Here is a 17,059-nt window from a genome sequence, read left to right as displayed (position 1 = left end):
GCTGTTTACTCAATCACCTGCTGCGCGAAGCGGCGCAGGTAGTCGATCAAGGCGTCGGCCGCCTGCGCGGCAGCTTCGGGCTGGCCGGCCGCAATCGCCTGCGCCAGCGCCAGATGGCCGCGCGCGCCCTCGCCGATATCGCCCTGGTGCTGGTAGGCGTACCAGAAGCGCCGGCACTGGATCACCATGGGCACGACCGCGGCGACCGCAAATGGATTGCGGCAGGCAGCATGGTTGATGCGGTCCAGCCCCTGGTCGGCCTGCATATAGGCGGCAAGATCGTCGGCGGCCACGGTGGCCATCATCGCGTCCGCTGCTTCGAGCAAGGCCTGCCTCTGCGGCGGCGTTGCTCGTCGAGCCGATGTCGAGGCAATCAATCGCTCCAGCACGCGGCGCGCTTCCAGCAGGTCCAGATGCTCGGCCAGCGCGATGTCGCTCACCAGCAGGCCGCGCCGCGGCAGCTGGACAATCAGGCCATTGGCCACCAATCGCATCAGCGCCTCTCGCGTGGGCGTGCGGCCCAGGCCGGTGCGTTCAATCAGCTCGGCTTCGACGATGGGCGCACCCGGCCTCAGCACCAGCGTGGCAATCATGGCCTCGATGGCGTCATAGGCCTGGTCGGCCACGCGGCGCTTGTCTGCTTCGGGAGCGTCAACTGTCATGGGTGCGGATCATCGCAGGGCTGGCAGCTCTGGGCGGGTGTCCAGCGCCTTCTGGATGATGGCCGTGACCCGCTCGCGCTCGACGCCGCTGAGCGGCAGGCGCGGGCGGCGCACATGCTCGTTGCCCACGCCGGCCATGGCTTCGGCCAGCTTGATGTTCTGCACCAGCTTGGCATGCACGTCGAGGTGCAGCAGCGGCATGAACCACTGGTAGAGCTTCAGGGCTTCGTCGTAGCGCTTGGCCTGCATCAGGTCGTAAATCGCCACGGTCTCGGCCGGGAAGGCGTCGCACAGGCCGGCCAGCAGGCCGTCGCAACCGAGGGCCAGGCCTTCGAAGGCCAGGTCGTCCACGCCGATGAAGAGCTGGTAGCGCGTGCCCAGGGCATTGCGCAGGTCGGTGATGCGGCGGATGTTGTCGCTGGACTCCTTGATCGCGACCAGCCATTGGCAGTCGGCCAGTTCGGCGAAGTCTTCCGGCTTCAGGTCCACCTTGTAGGAGACCGGGTTGTTGTAGACCATCACCGGCAACTGGGCAGCCTCGGCAATCGTGCGCACATTGGCCTTGGCTTCGGCCGCGTCGGCGCCGTAGAGCAGCGCCGGCATCAGCATCAGGCCATTCACGCCGATCTTGGCGGCGCCTTCCACATAGCGCAGTGCCTCGCGGGTGGACAGCTCCGAAACATTGGCCAGCACCGGCACGCGGCCCTCGGAGACGCGCAGCGCGGTGGCGGCGACCTCCAGCTTTTCCTCCAGCGTCAACGTGCTGGCCTCGCCGAGCGAGCCGCAGGTGACCAGGCCGTGCACGCCGGCCCGGATCTGGAAATCAAAGTGGCGCTCCATCTCGGCGATGTCCAGCGACTCGTCGGCATGGAATTTGGTGGTGACGGCCGGGTAGACGCCGGTCCAGCGGGGCAGGGGAGTGTTCATCATTTGGCTCCAAGTATTCTGCAAATATATTTAAAGGATATTGTTGCATTTGCCGCTTGTCAACCACATCTGGCGCGCTGGCAAGTGCCGCGACCCCTGCGCTTGTGCCTCGGTGCTTGTGCCGGGGTGGGGTGCACCGGTCGGACGCTTACAATCCGCCGTTCTTCTGCCCGCGCATGGCAGGTCTTGGCCTGCCCGAATGATGCGCACCGGGCACCGTACAAAGGAAATCGACGTGTTTATCTCCAACGCCTTCGCTCAAGCGGCTACAGCTCCTGCAGATCCGGGCTATTCGCAGTTCATCCTGATGGGTGCCATGTTCGTGGTGCTGTACTTCGTGATGATCCGGCCGCAAATGAAGCGCCAGAAGGAACACAAGGCCATGATCGAGGCGATCGCCAAGGGCGACGAGGTCGTCACCTCCGGCGGCCTGCTGGGCAAGATCAGCAAGATCAACGAATCCATTCTGACCCTGGAAGTCGCCAGCGGCGTCGAGCTGCAAGTGCAGCGTTCGGCCGTCGTGCAGGTGCTGCCCAAGGGCACGGTCAAGTAAGCCGCAGTCTTGGCGCCACCGCCCGGCCGGTTCGGGCGGGCCCTGACCGGCCCGGCCCCTGCCTGCCATGACACCGGGCCCTGTTTCAGTCCCTTGAGAGGACGTCACCATGAATCGTTATCCGCTGTGGAAGTACGCGATGCTCATCGTCGCGCTGCTGATCGGCTCCATCTATACCTTGCCGAATTTCTTCGGCGAGGCGCCTGCCGTGCAGGTGTCCAGTGGCAAGGTCACTGTCAAAGTCACGTCGGAAGTCAGCAGCCGGGTCGAGAAGGCGCTGGCGGAAGCCGGCCTGAAGCCGGACTTCGTGCATTTCGAGGGCGCCTCGGTGCGCGCGCGCTTCTCCGACACCGACACCCAGATCAAGGCCAAGGATGTGCTGAGCAAGGCGCTCAACCCTGACGCCAGCAACCCGAGCTACATCGTCGCGCTGAACCTGGTTTCGCGTTCGCCGGCCTGGCTGTCCAGCCTGCACGCCTTCCCGATGTATCTGGGCCTGGACCTGCGTGGCGGCGTTCACTTCCTGATGCAGGTCGACATGAAGTCGGTGCTGACCAAGAAGGCCGATGCGCTGACCGGTGACGTGCGCAGCATGCTGCGCGACAAGAGCATCCGTCATGCCGGCATCAACCGTGACGGCAATCTGGTGGTGATCAATTTCCGTGAAGCCGCGCTGCGCGAGCAGGCCCAGGGCTTGCTGCGCGACAAGATGACCGAGGTGCAGTGGACGCCCCGCGAGGCCGGTGAAGACCTGCAACTGGTCGGCGCGCTGACGCCAGCCGCCGCCACGGCGGCCCAGGACAATGCGCTGAAGCAGAACATCACCACGCTGCACAACCGGGTCAATGAGCTGGGCGTTGCCGAGCCCGTGATCCAGCAGCAGGGTGCCGACCGCATCGTGGTGCAATTGCCTGGTGTTCAAGACACGGCAAAGGCCAAGGACATCATCGGCCGCACGGCCACGCTGCAGTTCCGCCTGGTGACCGACGTGGAAGGCGCGCCCGAAGTCGTGATGGAGCGGCTGCGCGACGGCACGACCAAGCCGGTGGGCCTCAAGCGTGAGGTCTACGTGACCGGCGACCGAGTGCAGACCGCCAACGCCCAGTTCGACCAGAACCAGCGCCCCTCCGTGGGCATCCGGCTGGACGATGCCGGCGGGCGTGCGATGAAGGCGATGAGTCGCGACAACATCAACAAGCCCATGGCCATCGTCCTGTACGAGAAGGGCAAGGGCGAAGCTGTCTCGGTCGCCAACATCAACAGCGAGCTGGGTTCCGATTTCCAGATCACCGGCAACTTCACCGCCGAGCAGACCGCCGACCTGGCGCTGCTGACACGCGCCGGCTCGCTGGCCGCGCCGATGGACATCATCGAGGAGCGCACCATCGGCCCGACGCTGGGTGCCGAGAACATTGCCAAGGGCTTCAACTCGGTGCTGTGGGGCTTTGTGGCGGTGGCCGCCTTCATGTGCATCTACTACATGCTGTTCGGCGTGTTCTCTTCGCTGGCGCTGGCTTTCAACCTGCTGCTGCTGGTGGCGATGCTGTCGATGCTGCAGGCCACCTTGAGCCTGCCGGGCATGGCCGCCATTGCCCTGGTGCTGGGCATGGCCATTGACTCGAACGTGCTGATCAACGAGCGGGTGCGAGAGGAATTGCGAGCGGGCGCCTCGCCGCAGGTGGCCATCTTTGCCGGCTATGAGCGGGCCTTCGCCACCATCCTGGACTCCAACGTCACCACGCTGATCGCCGGTGTGGCCCTGCTGGCCTTCGGCTCCGGCCCGGTCAAGGGCTTCGCCGTCGTCCACTGCCTGGGCATCCTGACCTCGATGTTCTCCTCCGTCGTGTTCTCGCGCGGCCTGGTGAACCTCTGGTACGGCCGCCAGAAGAAGCTCAAGTCGGTCTCGATCGGCACCGTCTGGCGCCCTGACGGCAACGTCCCCGCCGCCACGCCGGAAGCCTGAGGAAACAAGTCATGGAACTTTTCCGCATCAAACGGGACATCCCGTTCATGAAGCACGCGTTGATCTTCAACGCGATCTCCTTCCTCACCTTCGCGCTGGCGGTGTTCTTCCTGGCCACGCGCGGCCTGCATGTCTCGATCGAGTTCACCGGCGGTACGGTGGTCGAGGTCGAGTACGCGCAGAGCGCCAACGTCGAGAAGACCCGCCAGACCGTCGAGGCCATGGGTCTGGGCGAAGTCGTGGTGCAGAACTTCGGCACCTCGCGCGACGTGATGGTCAAGCTGCCGATCCGCGGCGACGTCAAGCAGACCGAGCTGGTGGGCAAGGTGTTCACCGAGCTGTGCAAGGCCGAGTCCGGCACGATCTCGCAACGCGACACGATCAGCGACAAGGGCGAGCCCATCAGCAAGCAGGTCTGCATGGCCGGCACGGCTGAGCCGATCAAGCTCTCGCGCAGCGAAGTGGTTGGCCCGGCGGTCGGTGACGAGCTGACGCAGGATGCGGCCAAGGCCCTGGCCTTCACCGTCATCGGCATCATGATCTACCTGGCCTTCCGCTTCGAGTGGAAGTTCGCAGTGGCCGGCATCATCGCCAACCTGCACGACGTGGTCATCATCCTGGGCTTTTTCGCCTTCTTCCAGTGGGAGTTCTCGCTCTCGGTGCTGGCGGCGGTGCTGGCGGTGCTGGGCTACTCGGTGAACGAATCGGTGGTGATTTTCGACCGGGTGCGCGAAGCCTTCCGCAAGTACCGCAAGCTGAACACTCACGAGGTGATCGATCACGCGATCACCAGCACGATGAGCCGCACGATCATCACCCACGGCAGTACCCAATTGATGGTGCTTTCGATGCTGCTGTTCGGTGGCCAGACCCTGCACTATTTTGCCGTCGCGCTGACCATCGGCATCTTGTTCGGCATCTATTCATCGGTGTTCGTTGCCGCTGCCATCGCGATGTGGCTGGGCGTCAAGCGCGAGGATCTGATCAAGACCACCAGTGGCAACAAGGAAGATCCCGACGATCCGAACGCTGGAGCGGTGGTATAGAGTCAGGTCAGTAGCAACTTCGAGCAGCAGCCCTTACTCACGCCATGACAGACACCGCCCGCAGCACGGCACTGGCAGCGCACGCGCGGCGGGTCTATCTGGAGGCCGTGCTGCGTGGTGTGCCGGCGCTGGTGCACTCGCTCAGCGAGGCCGCGCGCCAGCTGCTGCTGATGGCCGCAGAGTACAACGTGGCCCAGGCACGCAAAGAGGGCGTTGGCGCCTGGATCAAGCTGGGCCCGCTCTGGCAGGCCACCCTGATACAGGCCCTGCGCCAGGCCGCGCTGCCGGGTGCTGGCGATGTGCATACTGCCATCACGTCGCCGGGGCGACTGACCCTGGTTGAAGACAAGATCATCGAGCGCGAGATCACCAGCTCGCGCCTGGCCCTGGCCATCATGGACCGGGCCTCCTGGGAGTTCACCGATCTGCGCACGCGCTTCAACGTGCTCGATCAGAGCGATGAACTCCCGCCGCACGACCTGCTGCGCGCGCCGGCCTTGGCCGCGATGGTGCTGGACACCTGGCACAGCAGCGGCCTCGGCCCGAGCGAATGGTCGCTGTTCCAGGCGGTGCTGCACGAGGAGTTCGCGCACCTGGTCAGCGAGGCCTATCACGAGGTCAATCACTGGCTGGTCGAGCGCCAGGTGATGCCCGAGGTCGACCTGCGACCCTTCATCCGCCGCTCACCCGAGGCCCGCCAGGGCGCCCTGCTGGCTGCACTGGCCAGCGGCGTGGTGGTGGTCGGCAACACGGGCAACAGCAGCAGTGGCGTGGTGACCAGCACCGGCAGCCCGACCAACCTGGATACCGGCAGCTCCGCGGGTGAGCAGACCCGCTACATGGCCCGCCCGGTCGCCACCGACCAGGCCGCGCTGAGCCCCTACAGCGCCCAGGCCGCCGAGGTGCTTGCGCAATTGCAGCGTATCGTCGGCCGGCAGGTGCCCGCCTTTGCCGCGACCGTGATGGGCGGCGGAGACGGGGGCACCGCGGTGCAGCATGCCCCACCCTCGGCCCGCCTGAACGCAGCAATCAACCGGGCACAGGACGCCCTGGTGCGTCGCCCCGAACCGCCCAAGCGCGGCGGCAAGACAGTGGCGGGTGGCCTGCCACCGGCCGAGGCGCCAGCGCCGCAGGTGCTGGACGAGCTCAAGGTCCGCAACCAGGCCTTCAAGCAGGTCCTCAAGCAGGCCGCCGATTCGCCGGCCGAGCGCGCCACGATCGAGATCGTGGCCATGATGTTCCAGAGCATCCTGACCGAAGAGCGCATCCCGGCCGCCGTGCGGGTCTGGTTCGCCCGGCTGCAGATGCCGGTGCTGCGCGTCGCGGTCGGCGAGCCCGAATTCTTCGCCGAAGCCGATCATCCGGCCCGCCGCCTGATCGACCGCATGGGCGCCTGCGTGATGGGTTTCTCCGGTGCCTCGGGCAGCGAAAGCCTGGAGCGCGAGATCAAGCGCATCGTGCAGGTGGTCGAGGCCTATCCAGACACCGGCCGGCGCGTCTTCCAGACCGTGCTGACCGAGTTCGAGAAATTCCTCGAGCAGTATTTCGAGAAAGAGAACCAGGCCTCGGCCAAGGGCGTCTCGCTGGCCCAGCAGGTCGAACAGCGCGAGACGATGGCGATCCAGTACACCATCGAGCTGCGCAAGATGCTCAACGAGGTGCCGGTGCAGGACGGCGTGCGCCAGTTCCTGTTCCAGGTCTGGGCCGACGTGCTGGCGGTGACCGCCGTGCGTTCGGGCGCGCAGGCCGAGGTCACCCGCCAAATGAAGCGCGCCGCGGCCGACCTGATCTGGTCCGCCAGCGCCAAGGTCTCCCGTGAGGAACGGGCCGAGGTGATCCGTCGCCTGCCGCCGCTCCTCAAGACGCTGCGCGACGGCATGGGCCACGCAGGCCTTCAGGCCGAGAAGCAGGATGACCACATCCGCTCGCTCAACAACTCGCTGGCCGCCGCCTTCACGGCCAAGGCCGCGGCAATTCCGCGCGAGCGCCTGGACGACCTGATGGACCAGCTCGAGACGCTGGAAGCGATGCTGCCCGAGGCGGAGGGTGTGGAGATCAACGACACGCTGATGCGCGACCTCTCCGGCCACGAAACCGAAGGCCTGGAAGTGGTGGCCGAAGGCGGCTCGGCGCCGACGCCGGCCATGCTGGCCTGGGCCAAGGAGCTGCAGGTCGGCGGCTGGTACATGCTGGACTACCGCGGCCGCAACGAGGCGGTGCAGCTCGCCTGGCGCGGCAATCGCCGCAATATGGTGCTGTTCGTCTCGCCCAATGGCCGCGGCGTGCTGTTCCAGCAGGCGCGGCTGGCGGCTTTCCTGCAGGCGGGCTTGTTGTTGCCGGCGCAGGATGAAGCGCTCACCGTCAAGGCCACTCGCAATGCGCTGGCCAAGCTCGACGTCGACCCGAGCCGTCTCCTGAACTAAGCCCGCAATGCAACAATGACAAAGGCCGCTGAAAAGCGGCCTTGTTGTTTGCGCAAGCGTCTTGTGCTCAATGGATCAGCCGGTCTTCCGGCGCGACGAAGAGTTCGTCCAGGATCAGCGCATCGGGCTCTTCGCCCAGGCTCCAGAACACCATCAGGACGATGATCTTCAGGTCTTCCAGGTCCATGGGTGCGCCGGGAATGGCCATGGCGCGGTCTATCACCATCTCGCGCATCGGCGGCGGCAGCACGCCGGCCGACTCAAGGAAACTGATGAAGCCGACCGAGGGCTCGCCCAGGTGGTCCAGCTCGTCGACCGAATAGACCCGCAGGCTCAACTCGCCTTGCTGGCCGTGGTGCGACTCAGCGACGCCCGACAAGCCGTCTAGCCAGGACAGCGCTTCCTGGATTTCGTCGGTCTCGAAGCCAACCGCGGACAGCTTGCGCGTCAGTTGTGCGTGGTCCGGGCAGGCGTCAGGGCGCCAGTAGGTTTCGTACAGGTAGACCAGGACGTCAAACATGGCGGGATGATAACGCAGGCCCCCAAGCCATCTCTGGCAAAAAGGCCAGCAAAGACCCGCTTCAGCCGCGCCGACGGCGCTGGAACAGCTGACCCGGCAGCCGGGCCACCAGACCCTCCAGCTCGAGCTCCAGCAGCAGGGCGTTCAACTGGGCAGCGGGCCAGCCGCCGCGGGCGATCAGCGCATCCAGCGTGACTGGGTCGTGGCCCAGTGCCTGCAGCACGAGGCCAGGCTCGCCGCCCGGTTCAGGATCTTCGGCAACCAGGGGCAAGGTCTTTGATTTGCCAACAATGGGCCGCAGCGCTTCCAGCAGCTCGGCCGGGCTTTCCACCAGGGTCGCGCCTTGTCGTATCAGCTCGTGGCAGCCGCGTGCGAGCGGCGAATGGATGGAGCCGGGAATGGCGAAGACCTCGCGCCCGGCTTCCGATGCCAGGCGGGCCGTGATCAGCGAGCCCGAGCGCAGGGCAGCTTCCACCACCAGGCAGCCGCGACTCAGGCCCGCGATGATCCGGTTGCGCCGGGGGAAGTTGGGTGACAGCGGCGGCGTGCCCAGCGAGTACTCGCTCACCAGCAAGCCCTCGTCTTCGATACGCCGGCCCAGGGCCTGGTGCCGGCTGGGGTAGAGCTGGTCCAGGCCGGTGCCGAGTACGGCCAGTGTCGAGCCCGGGCCGGAAAGGGCTGCTTCATGCGCGGCACCGTCGATGCCCAGCGCGAGGCCCGACACCACGCAGTAGCCGGCCCGGCTCACCTCGCGCGCAAAGCTGGCCGCGTTGTCTCGGCCCTGGGGCGTGGGCGTGCGGCTGCCCACGATGGCCAGGCCTTCGGTGTTCAGGAGCTCGCGCCGGCCACTCATGTAGAGCAGCAGAGGCGGGTCGGCGGTCTGCAGGAGCGCTTCCGGGTAGTCCGGGTCGCCCAGGGTCAGCAGTTGATGGCGCGGATCGGCGGCCAGCCAGTCGATGGTGCGATCGATCTGGTCGGGCAGCGAATCAGGCGGCTGGCTCAGCACCTCCGCGGCCTTGGCGCCCAGCACTTCCCGCCAGGCGGCCGGGCTGGCGCCGACAAGCGCTTCAGCGGAGCCGAAGGCCGCAAGCAGCTGGCGCGCGCGGGCCAGGCCCAGGCCCGGCGTTTCGAGCAGGCGCAGCCAGGCTGCCAGCTCGACGCGCTCCATCTCAGTACCGCCCGGTTGCCCGTCGGTACTGCGACGCCCCTCCGGGGGGCGGAGAAGACCAGGAGCGCGCAGGCATCAGCTCAAGGCGCTCAGGGCTTGGTGAAGCGGTCGCCGCCTTGCACCGGCTGCTTGACCGAGACGATCAGCGCGTAGCTCACCCGCTCGTAGACCTGGAAGACGAAGAGCACGCCATGCCGCTCGTCCGGCAGCTTGATCTGCTCGCGCTTCTCGCCCGTGCTGTCGGTGATGGTGCGGCCGTCTTGCCACAGGGCCAGCACATGGCCGCGTTCCATGCCGTCGCGGCGGCCCCGGTTCAGGGAGACGATCTGGTTTTGACCGCCGGTCAGGGCGTCGCCATAGACCGAGATGATCTGGCCATTCATGGCAACGGCCGGCGGATGCGGCACATAGCGGATGAACTCGCGTTGCAGCACCGGTGCGAGCCGGTCGCCGGCGCCGATTTCCTGGCGCACGGACTTGATGGTCAGCGTCGATACCGTGGGCTCGCTCTTGCCGTCGGCGTTCTTGCGCTCCTCGGCCAACCGGGTCATCTCGGCCGTCCCGAGGTAGGGCGCCTCATAGCCCAGCACTTCCTTGGTAGTCGGGTCGCGCAGGGGTTTGACCTGGCGGAACAAGCGCCAGTCGCGAGCCTGCTTCATGTCGCCCCGGGCATAGGCCAGGTCGCCCTTGGTCAGGAGAACACGGCCTTCCTGGGCGGCGACGACCCGGGGTGCCTTGTCCAGCGAATCGGTGTCCAGCACCACGGCCTCATTGAGGAAGGGCTCGATCAGGTGCTGCGGAATCGCGAGGATGGCGTTGTCCTCGAACTTGCTGGCCCGCACCTGCGGCGAGAGCTTGCCCGAAGGCAGGCCCTGCATGTCGGCATTGGCGCCGCGCGGCTGGCCCATCAGCAGCTGCGCACGGCCGTCTTTCTTGACCAGCACCAGCACCTGGCCCGGGTAGATCAGGTGCGGGTTGGCGATCTGCTCGCGGTTCATGCCCCAGAGCTCGGGCCAGCGCCAGGGGCTCTTCAGGAAGAGCTTGGAGATGTCCCACAGTGTGTCGCCGGCCTTGACGGTGTGCGAGTCGGGCGCATCAGGCGCCAGCTCGGACAGGGGCACGCCGGACTGCGCGACCGTCTCGGCCGTGCGGCGCTGCGTGTCGGTGACTGGGTACTGGCCCTGTGCGCTGGCTGGCAGGGCGGCCAGCGCAAGCGAGGTGGCCAGCAGGCTGAGCGTCAACGGTTTCACGCAAGAGTGCATCGAAAACTCTCTCCAGACGGGCTGATTGCCGGGTATTGCAGCGGTATCGCTGCGGCTTGTTCTTATATCGGCGAAAATCCCGCCGGACTGCGGCGATTCTGCCTTCAATGAATGGCGGTCGCAATGAATGAGGCAAGGGCATTGGCGCCCTTGCAAACACTTGCAAACAGGCGTTGTGTGCCGTCCACAACCCTCCTCCTCCATGGCCCTGCTGAATATCCTGAAATACCCGGATCCCCGCCTCCATACTGTTGCCAAACCGGTGGCAGAAGTTGATGAGCGCATCCGCACCCTGGTTGATGACATGCTCGAGACCATGTACTCGGCCGAGGGCGTGGGCCTGGCCGCAACCCAGGTCGACGTGCATGAGCGGGTGGTCGTGATCGATACCTCCAACGAGCGCAACGAGCCGCGTGTGCTGATCAACCCGGAGCTGGTTTCGTTCAGCGAAGACTGGGTTGATGGTGAGGAGGGCTGCCTCTCGGTGCCCACCATCTACGACAAGGTCAAGCGGCATTCCAAGGTAAAGGTGCGCTCGCTGAACCGGGAGGGCCAGGTCTGGGAATTCGAGGCCGAGGGCCTGCTGGCCGTCTGCGTCCAGCATGAAATGGATCACCTGATGGGCAAGGTCTTCGTCGAGTACCTGAGCCCGATGAAGCGCGACCGCATCAAGACCAAGCTGGTCAAGAAGGCGCGCGAAGAGCAGCCGGAGCGCGTGCGTCGATGAGCGCCGCGCCGGGCCGCCCCAAGCAAGCTCGCTCCCGCTGTGGGCGGCAGGCCGCAGGCCGAAGGGTGCTCCAATGAATTCAGGCTTGAGGGTCGGCTTCGCCGGCACGCCCGAGTTCGCGGCGCAGGCGCTGGAAGCGCTGCTGCAGGCGGGCTTCGAGGTGCCCCTGGTGCTGACCCAGCCGGACCGCCCGGCCGGCCGCGGCATGAAGCTGCAGGCCTCGGCAGTGAAGCAGCTGGCCGTTCAGCATGGCATCCCCGTGGCCCAGCCGCGCAGTCTGCGGCTGGATGGCAAGTTTCCTGAAGAGGCCGAGATGGGCCGGCAAGCGCTGCTGGACGCCAGGCTCGATGTCTTGGTGGTTGCAGCTTACGGCCTGATCCTTCCCCAATGGGTGCTTGATATGCCGAGGCGCGGCTGCCTCAATATCCACGCATCCCTTTTGCCGCGCTGGCGAGGCGCAGCGCCCATCCATCGCGCCATCGAGGCGGGCGACACCGAGACCGGCATCACCATCATGCAGATGGACGCGGGCCTGGACACTGGCGACATGCTGCTGGTCGAGAAGCTGGGCATTGCAGCGGCCGACACCACGGCCAGCCTGCACGACCGGCTCGCCGTGCTCGGCGGGCGGCTGATTGTCGAGGCGCTCGAACTGGCGGCCTGCGGCGGCTTTCATCCGGTCAAGCAGCCGGATGAGGGTGTCTGCTATGCGCACAAGATCGAGAAGGCCGAGAGCCAGATCGACTGGCGGCAGGACGCCGCCCAGATCGAGCGCCGCCTGCGTGCCTTCGATCCCTTCCCCGGCGGCCAGGCGCAATTGGCCGGCGAGACCTTGAAGGTCTGGGGCGCCGAGCTGGTGGATGCCAGCGGCACGCCCGGCAGCGTGTTGTCTGTGGACTCGCAAGGCCCCGTGGTCGCTTGCGGCAACCAGGCGCTGAGGCTGACCCAGCTGCAGCGCGCCGGCGGCAAGCGCTTGCCGGCAGCGGCCCTGCTGCAGGCCCGGCCCATCAGCGCCGGCGAACAGTTCGATCTGGCTTGAATTCCGGCCGAGGGCCATCATCTAGCCCAGCCTGATCCCTTGTTTTCGGAGCGTTCAACAATGTTCAATCTGATGAAGACCGCCATCCTGATGGCCGCGATCACTGCCTTGTTCATGGCCATCGGCGCCATGATCGGCGGTCGCGCCGGCATGATGCTGGCGCTCGTCGTCGCACTGGGCATGAATTTCTTCAGCTACTGGTTCTCCGACACCATGGTGCTGAAGATGTACAACGCCCGCGAGGTGGATGAAACCTCGGCGCCGCAGTTCTACGCCATGGTGCGTGAGCTGGCGCAAAAGGCCGAGCTGCCGATGCCGCGCGTCTACCTGATCGACGAAGACGCGCCCAACGCCTTTGCCACCGGCCGCAACCCTGAGCATGCGGCCGTGGCCGCCACCACGGGCATCCTGCGCGTGCTGTCCGCCCGCGAGCTGCGTGGCGTGATGGCCCATGAGCTAGCGCATGTGAAGCACCGTGACATCCTGATCAGCACCGTCAGCGCCACCATGGCCGGCGCGATCTCGATGCTGGCCAACTTTGCCGTGCTGTTCGGCGGCCGCGACAGCGAAGGCCGCCCGGCCAACCCGCTGGTGGGCATCCTGGTTGCCATCCTGGCGCCCATCGCCGCCAGCGTGATCCAGATGGCCATCAGCCGTGCCCGCGAGTTCGAGGCGGACCGCGTCGGCGCCGAGATCTCCGGCGACCCGGCATCGCTGGCCTCGGCCCTGGACAAGATCCACCGCTATGCCCAGGGCATACCGCTGGCGCCCGCCGAAGCCCACCCGGAAACGGCGCAGATGATGATCATGAATCCGCTCTCGGGTCGCGGCCTGGCGGGCCTGTTCAGCACGCATCCGTCGACGGAGGAACGCATCGAACGCCTGATGGCGATGGCACGTGGCCGTTGATCCCACTAAAGCCGGCTCCAATTTCGCCGATAGTTCCGGGATGAAGCGACTGCTGCTGACCCTGCCCCTGCTCGCCAGCCTGGCTGCCTGCGAGCAACTGGGCATTGAAGATCCGGCCAAGATTGCCGCCGCCAAGGAGGCGGAAGGCAAGGCCGTGGGCAGCGCCTGCCGCCATGCCTCGCGCGCCATCGAGGACTGCTACCTGCTCAATCCGAAAGCCCTGAAGGCCGCAGTCTTCACCGGCTGGAAGGAAATGGACGAGTACATGCGCGAGAACAAGCTCGAGGGTGTGGCGCCCGTCGTGCCGCGCGGCCCCGACGGCAAGGCCCTGCCGCCGCCGGAGCCGGCCGAGAGCCATGCGGCGGAAGAGAAGCCGGCCAGCAGCAAGCCGGCGGCCAAGGAAGCAGGCAAGGACGCGAGCAAGTCCAAGTAGGCGAACGCGGACGCGAGCCGTTGCGCGGCGCCTGGCTTCCCGCACTTCGTCCTCCGGCTCCAGCACTTGGTCGATTGCGGCTCGCGGTGCCCGGGTCGCTTCGAGATGATGCGCTCACCCCAACACAACCGGAGTCCCGCATCATGAACCGTCGTCATCTGTTTGCCATTGCTGCCCTGGCCGGCGCCGCCTTCACCGCTTCCAGCGCAGCACACGCCTTCGACTGGAGCTGGGGCAGCAAGGAAACCATCAAGGGCTCCGGCGAAGTCACCAGCGAGAGCCGCGATGTCGGCGCCTTCGACGGCATTGCCGCCGTCGGTGGCTTCAAGATCTACATCCGCCAGGCCGACTCGCACAAGCTCGAGATCAAGGCCGACAAGAACCTCCTGCCGTATCTGGAAACCCGTGTCGTCGAGAGCGGCAAGGGCCGCACGCTGGAGATCGGCCCCAAGAAGGGCGTCAGCTTCTCGACCAGCACCACGCCCGAAGTGAGCATCAGCATGGCGCAGCTGCGCGCCATCTCGGTGGCCGGCTCGGGACTGGTCAAGGTCGATGCGATGAAGACCGGCGCGGTCGAAGCCAGCATTGCCGGCTCGGGCGACATCCAGTTCAGCGAGCTGACCAGCGAGAAGCTGGGCCTGCGCGTGGCGGGCAGCGGCGACATCAGCGCCAAGGGGCGCACCGGCCAGCTGAATGTCTCGATCGCCGGCTCGGGTGACGTCAAGGCGACCGACACGGTGGCCGAAGAGGTCAAGATCTCCATCAGTGGCAGCGGCGATGCCCGCGTCAATGCCGTCAAGAAGCTCGAAGTCAAGATTGCTGGCAGCGGCGACGTCGGCTACCTCGGCTCGCCCGAGATCAGCAGCTCCGTGGCCGGCAGCGGCAAGGTGCGCAAGCTGAACTGACCACCCCGTACCGGCTTCGCCGGCCCCCTCAAGGGGGCGCGCCCGGAGGCCCGGCAAAGCCGGATCCTCGGGCGCCGCTTGGCAAGAGATCCCGTACGGCAGCATCGGACGAAAGCCCATACGACAATCAGCCGTATGGGCTCTTACAGAAAGCCCATCCGAAAGTATTCGAATGGGCTTTTCTCTTTCTGCGCCGCTGTGGCGCCACCCGGCCTTTGCCGAGGGTGCGCGCGACATGGCTGGCATCACGCTGGGCATCTCGGCCTGGGGTCTGGTCACGGGCGTGGCGATGATCAAGAGCGGGCTCTCCCTGCCCTTGGCGCTCCTGATGAGCCTCACCGTGTTTGCCGGCAGTTCGCAGCTGGCCTCCTTGCCGCTGCTCGCCAGCGGCGCGCCGCTGTGGGTGCTGTGGGCGACGTCCTTTTGCGTGAACCTGCGTTTCCTGATCTTCAGTGCGCAGTGGCGCCAGTATTTCAGCCATGAGTCGCGCTGGCTGCGCATGGCCATCGGGTACTTTGCTGCCGACCTCAACTACGTCGCTTTCCTGAAGCGCTTCCCGGACGGCCAGCCTGGGCCGGAGCAACTGCCCTACTACTGGGGCGGCGTGGTGGTGAACTGGAGCTCCTGGCAGGTGCCGGCGCTGATCGGCATCTTGCTGGCCGACCAGGTGCCCACGCAATGGGGCCTGGGCTTCGCAGGCGTGCTGGCGCTGCTGGGCCTGGCGTACTCGCTGCTGTCGGACCGCAACTCCTGGGTCTCGGCTGCGGTGGCCGGCTGCGCTGCCGTGGCTGCCTACGCCTTGCCACTGCGGCTCAACATCCTGGTGGCGATTGCGGCGGCGGTGGCCGTGGGGCTGCTGATGGAACGCTGGGTGCCGCCGGTGAGGAGCAAGGCATGAGCTTCTGGTGGGCAGTGCTGGGCATTCTTGGCATGGCGGTGATCACCCTGATCACGCGCAGCTTCTTCATGCTTCCCAAGAACGAGATACCGATGCCCGACTGGGCCAAGAACGGCCTGCGCTATGCGCCGCTGGCTGCGCTGGCGGCGGTCATCGTGCCTGAGATCGTCCTGACCCAGGGCCAGTTGATCTCGACCTGGCAGGACGCGCGCATCTACGCAACCCTGGCCGGCACCGCCTACTTCTTCTGGAAGCGCGGCATCCTCGGCACCATCATTTGCGGCACCGCCGTCATGCTCACATTGCGAATCGGGCTTGGCTGGTAATCGCAAGAAACCTGGTACGGACGGCCGACTTGGTAAGCTTCGCCCCAACTTTCTGACCTCCGAGACCTTTCCATGAACGTCCTGCGTTTCTCCGACCTGGTCGCTGCCGGCAAAGTTGCTGGCCAGCGCGTCTTCATCCGTGCCGACCTGAACGTCCCGCAAGACGACGACGGCAAGATCACCGAAGACACGCGCATCCGCGCCTCCATTCCCTGTATCGAGCAAGCCTTGAAAGCAGGGGCGGCCGTGATGGTGACCTCGCACCTGGGCCGCCCGACCGAGGGCGAGTTCAAGCCGGAAGACTCGCTGGCGCCGATTGCCAAGCGCATGGGTGAGCTGATGGGCCGCGAGATCCCGGTCGTGGCCAATTGGGTTGATGGCGTGGAGGTCGCACCGGGCTCGCTCGTGATGCTGGAGAACTGCCGCGTCAACAAGGGCGAGAAGAAGAACAGCGAAGAGCTGGCGAAGAAGATGGCCGCGCTCTGCGACATCTACGTCAACGACGCCTTCGGTACCGCCCACCGCGCCGAAGGCACGACCTACGGCATCGCCCAGTTTGCGAAGGTGGCCTGCGCCGGCCCGCTGCTGGCCGCCGAGATCGACGCCATCACCAAGGCCCTGGCGCAACCGAAGCGCCCGCTGGTCGCCATCGTGGCCGGTTCCAAGGTATCGACCAAGCTGACCATCCTGAAGGCGCTGTCCGACAAGGTTGATGGCCTGATCGTCGGCGGCGGCATTGCCAACACCTTCATGCTGGCGGCCGGCCTGTCCATCGGCAAGTCGCTGGCCGAGCCTGATTTGGTGGGCGAGGCCAAGGCCGTGATCGACAGCATGAAGGCGCGCGGCGCCGCGGTGCCGATCCCGGTGGACGTGGTCTGTGCCAAGCGCTTTGCGGCCGATGCCGAAGCGACGGTCAAGGCAGCCCATGAGGTTGCCGAAGACGACCTGATCCTGGACATCGGACCCAAGACTGCCGCACTGCTGGCCGAGCAATTGAAAGCCGCCGGCACCATCGTCTGGAACGGCCCGGTCGGCGTGTTCGAGTTCGACGCCTTTGCCGGCGGCACCGAAACCATCGCCCGCGCGATTGCGGCATCGTCTGCATTCAGCATTGCCGGCGGTGGCGATACGCTGGCGGCCATTGCCAAGTACGGCATTGAAAAAGAGGTCGGCTACATCTCCACCGGCGGCGGTGCCTTCCTCGAAGTGCTGGAGGGCAAGACCCTGCCGGCCTTCGAGATCTTGGCCAAGCGCGCGGCGGGCTGAGCGAACCCGCTCGCAGCTGAAGGGGCCCGGCA

17 protein-coding genes are annotated in these 17,059 nt (G+C 66.2%); 12 read left to right on the top strand and 5 right to left on the bottom strand.

Features of this window, described 5'->3' with window-relative positions; all coding sequences use genetic code 11:
* Positions 1 to 5 precede the first annotated feature (5 nt).
* The gene (locus V3596_RS14125; RefSeq protein WP_334278410.1) at positions 6 to 662 is read right to left on the bottom strand and encodes a GntR family transcriptional regulator; all 657 of its coding nucleotides are present in this window, start codon (positions 660 to 662) and stop codon (positions 6 to 8) included.
* A gap of 9 nt (positions 663 to 671) precedes the next feature.
* The gene (locus V3596_RS14120; RefSeq protein ID WP_334278409.1) at positions 672 to 1,589 is read right to left on the bottom strand and encodes a dihydrodipicolinate synthase family protein; all 918 of its coding nucleotides are present in this window, start codon (positions 1,587 to 1,589) and stop codon (positions 672 to 674) included.
* 235 nt (positions 1,590 to 1,824) lie between these two features.
* Between V3596_RS14120 and yajC the strand changes: the two genes are divergently transcribed.
* The 4 genes from yajC to V3596_RS14100 all read left to right on the top strand — a co-directional run bounded on the left by yajC (position 1,825) and on the right by V3596_RS14100 (position 7,574).
* On the top strand, positions 1,825 to 2,142 hold the full coding sequence (gene yajC / locus V3596_RS14115) for a preprotein translocase subunit YajC (RefSeq protein ID WP_334278407.1): 318 nt from the start codon (positions 1,825 to 1,827) through the stop codon (positions 2,140 to 2,142).
* A 109-nt stretch (positions 2,143 to 2,251) separates the two neighbouring features.
* Positions 2,252 to 4,105, top strand: a complete 1,854-nt coding sequence (gene secD / locus V3596_RS14110; protein WP_334278406.1) for a protein translocase subunit SecD — start codon at positions 2,252 to 2,254, stop codon at positions 4,103 to 4,105.
* An 11-nt stretch (positions 4,106 to 4,116) separates the two neighbouring features.
* A complete protein-coding gene (gene secF, locus V3596_RS14105) occupies positions 4,117 to 5,151 on the top strand; it encodes a protein translocase subunit SecF (RefSeq protein ID WP_334278405.1) in 1,035 nt (344 codons plus the stop codon).
* A 44-nt stretch (positions 5,152 to 5,195) separates the two neighbouring features.
* Entirely contained in the window at positions 5,196 to 7,574 is a 2,379-nt protein-coding gene (locus tag V3596_RS14100; RefSeq protein ID WP_334278404.1) for a DUF1631 family protein, read from the top strand.
* Positions 7,575 to 7,641: 67 nt separating this feature from the next.
* Here V3596_RS14100 and V3596_RS14095 read toward each other — a convergent pair whose 3' ends face one another.
* The 3 genes from V3596_RS14095 to V3596_RS14085 form a co-directional block, all read right to left on the bottom strand.
* The gene (locus tag V3596_RS14095; protein ID WP_334278403.1) at positions 7,642 to 8,094 is read right to left on the bottom strand and encodes a Smg family protein; all 453 of its coding nucleotides are present in this window, start codon (positions 8,092 to 8,094) and stop codon (positions 7,642 to 7,644) included.
* A 61-nt stretch (positions 8,095 to 8,155) separates the two neighbouring features.
* Positions 8,156 to 9,262 carry a DNA-processing protein DprA gene (gene dprA, locus V3596_RS14090; protein WP_334278402.1) on the bottom strand — a complete coding sequence of 369 codons (1,107 nt, stop codon included), beginning with the start codon at positions 9,260 to 9,262 and terminating at the stop codon, positions 8,156 to 8,158.
* Between the two features lie 89 nt (positions 9,263 to 9,351).
* The gene (locus V3596_RS14085) at positions 9,352 to 10,524 is read right to left on the bottom strand and encodes a LysM peptidoglycan-binding domain-containing protein (protein ID WP_334278401.1); all 1,173 of its coding nucleotides are present in this window, start codon (positions 10,522 to 10,524) and stop codon (positions 9,352 to 9,354) included.
* A gap of 202 nt (positions 10,525 to 10,726) precedes the next feature.
* On the opposite strand from V3596_RS14085, the gene def reads away from it, so the two are divergent.
* The 8 genes from def to V3596_RS14045 all read left to right on the top strand — a co-directional run bounded on the left by def (position 10,727) and on the right by V3596_RS14045 (position 17,027).
* Positions 10,727 to 11,251: a peptide deformylase gene (gene def / locus V3596_RS14080; protein WP_334278400.1), complete on the top strand. Its 525-nt coding sequence runs from the start codon at positions 10,727 to 10,729 to the stop codon at positions 11,249 to 11,251.
* A gap of 85 nt (positions 11,252 to 11,336) precedes the next feature.
* Entirely contained in the window at positions 11,337 to 12,290 is a 954-nt protein-coding gene (gene fmt, locus V3596_RS14075; protein WP_334278465.1) for a methionyl-tRNA formyltransferase, read from the top strand.
* Positions 12,291 to 12,350: 60 nt separating this feature from the next.
* Positions 12,351 to 13,199: a zinc metalloprotease HtpX gene (htpX, locus tag V3596_RS14070; RefSeq protein WP_334278399.1), complete on the top strand. Its 849-nt coding sequence runs from the start codon at positions 12,351 to 12,353 to the stop codon at positions 13,197 to 13,199.
* A gap of 40 nt (positions 13,200 to 13,239) precedes the next feature.
* Positions 13,240 to 13,632 carry a hypothetical protein gene (locus V3596_RS14065; RefSeq protein WP_334278398.1) on the top strand — a complete coding sequence of 131 codons (393 nt, stop codon included), beginning with the start codon at positions 13,240 to 13,242 and terminating at the stop codon, positions 13,630 to 13,632.
* Between the two features lie 143 nt (positions 13,633 to 13,775).
* Positions 13,776 to 14,537, top strand: a complete 762-nt coding sequence (locus V3596_RS14060) for a head GIN domain-containing protein (protein ID WP_334278397.1) — start codon at positions 13,776 to 13,778, stop codon at positions 14,535 to 14,537.
* Positions 14,538 to 14,709: 172 nt separating this feature from the next.
* The gene (locus tag V3596_RS14055; protein ID WP_334278396.1) at positions 14,710 to 15,435 is read left to right on the top strand and encodes an AzlC family ABC transporter permease; all 726 of its coding nucleotides are present in this window, start codon (positions 14,710 to 14,712) and stop codon (positions 15,433 to 15,435) included.
* Positions 15,432 to 15,761: an AzlD domain-containing protein gene (locus tag V3596_RS14050; RefSeq protein ID WP_334278395.1), complete on the top strand. Its 330-nt coding sequence runs from the start codon at positions 15,432 to 15,434 to the stop codon at positions 15,759 to 15,761. The genes V3596_RS14055 and V3596_RS14050 overlap by 4 nt, the downstream gene beginning before the upstream one ends.
* A gap of 72 nt (positions 15,762 to 15,833) precedes the next feature.
* Positions 15,834 to 17,027, top strand: a complete 1,194-nt coding sequence (locus V3596_RS14045; RefSeq protein ID WP_334278394.1) for a phosphoglycerate kinase — start codon at positions 15,834 to 15,836, stop codon at positions 17,025 to 17,027.
* Positions 17,028 to 17,059: the final 32 nt, after the last annotated feature.

It is taken from the genome of Roseateles microcysteis, assembly GCF_036880965.1.
Classification (GTDB): Bacteria; Pseudomonadota; Gammaproteobacteria; order Burkholderiales; family Burkholderiaceae_C; genus JAUASW01.
This window is presented reverse-complemented; position numbering and strand designations above follow the sequence as displayed.

What these genes read in the sequence shown, in the direction of transcription:
- V3596_RS14125 (WP_334278410.1), bottom strand. Translation starts at nt 662, where the DNA reads ATGACAGTTGACGCTCCCGAAGCAGACAAGCGCCGCGTGGCCGACCAG.
- V3596_RS14120 (WP_334278409.1), bottom strand. Translation starts at nt 1,589, where the DNA reads ATGAACACTCCCCTGCCCCGCTGGACCGGCGTCTACCCGGCCGTCACC.
- secD (WP_334278406.1), top strand. Translation starts at nt 2,252, where the DNA reads ATGAATCGTTATCCGCTGTGGAAGTACGCGATGCTCATCGTCGCGCTG.
- secF (WP_334278405.1), top strand. Translation starts at nt 4,117, where the DNA reads ATGGAACTTTTCCGCATCAAACGGGACATCCCGTTCATGAAGCACGCG.
- V3596_RS14100 (WP_334278404.1), top strand. Translation starts at nt 5,196, where the DNA reads ATGACAGACACCGCCCGCAGCACGGCACTGGCAGCGCACGCGCGGCGG.
- V3596_RS14095 (WP_334278403.1), bottom strand. Translation starts at nt 8,094, where the DNA reads ATGTTTGACGTCCTGGTCTACCTGTACGAAACCTACTGGCGCCCTGAC.
- dprA (WP_334278402.1), bottom strand. Translation starts at nt 9,262, where the DNA reads ATGGAGCGCGTCGAGCTGGCAGCCTGGCTGCGCCTGCTCGAAACGCCG.
- V3596_RS14085 (WP_334278401.1), bottom strand. Translation starts at nt 10,524, where the DNA reads ATGCACTCTTGCGTGAAACCGTTGACGCTCAGCCTGCTGGCCACCTCG.
- def (WP_334278400.1), top strand. Translation starts at nt 10,727, where the DNA reads ATGGCCCTGCTGAATATCCTGAAATACCCGGATCCCCGCCTCCATACT.
- htpX (WP_334278399.1), top strand. Translation starts at nt 12,351, where the DNA reads ATGTTCAATCTGATGAAGACCGCCATCCTGATGGCCGCGATCACTGCC.
- V3596_RS14065 (WP_334278398.1), top strand. Translation starts at nt 13,240, where the DNA reads ATGAAGCGACTGCTGCTGACCCTGCCCCTGCTCGCCAGCCTGGCTGCC.
- V3596_RS14060 (WP_334278397.1), top strand. Translation starts at nt 13,776, where the DNA reads ATGAACCGTCGTCATCTGTTTGCCATTGCTGCCCTGGCCGGCGCCGCC.
- V3596_RS14055 (WP_334278396.1), top strand. Translation starts at nt 14,710, where the DNA reads ATGGGCTTTTCTCTTTCTGCGCCGCTGTGGCGCCACCCGGCCTTTGCC.
- V3596_RS14050 (WP_334278395.1), top strand. Translation starts at nt 15,432, where the DNA reads ATGAGCTTCTGGTGGGCAGTGCTGGGCATTCTTGGCATGGCGGTGATC.
- V3596_RS14045 (WP_334278394.1), top strand. Translation starts at nt 15,834, where the DNA reads ATGAACGTCCTGCGTTTCTCCGACCTGGTCGCTGCCGGCAAAGTTGCT.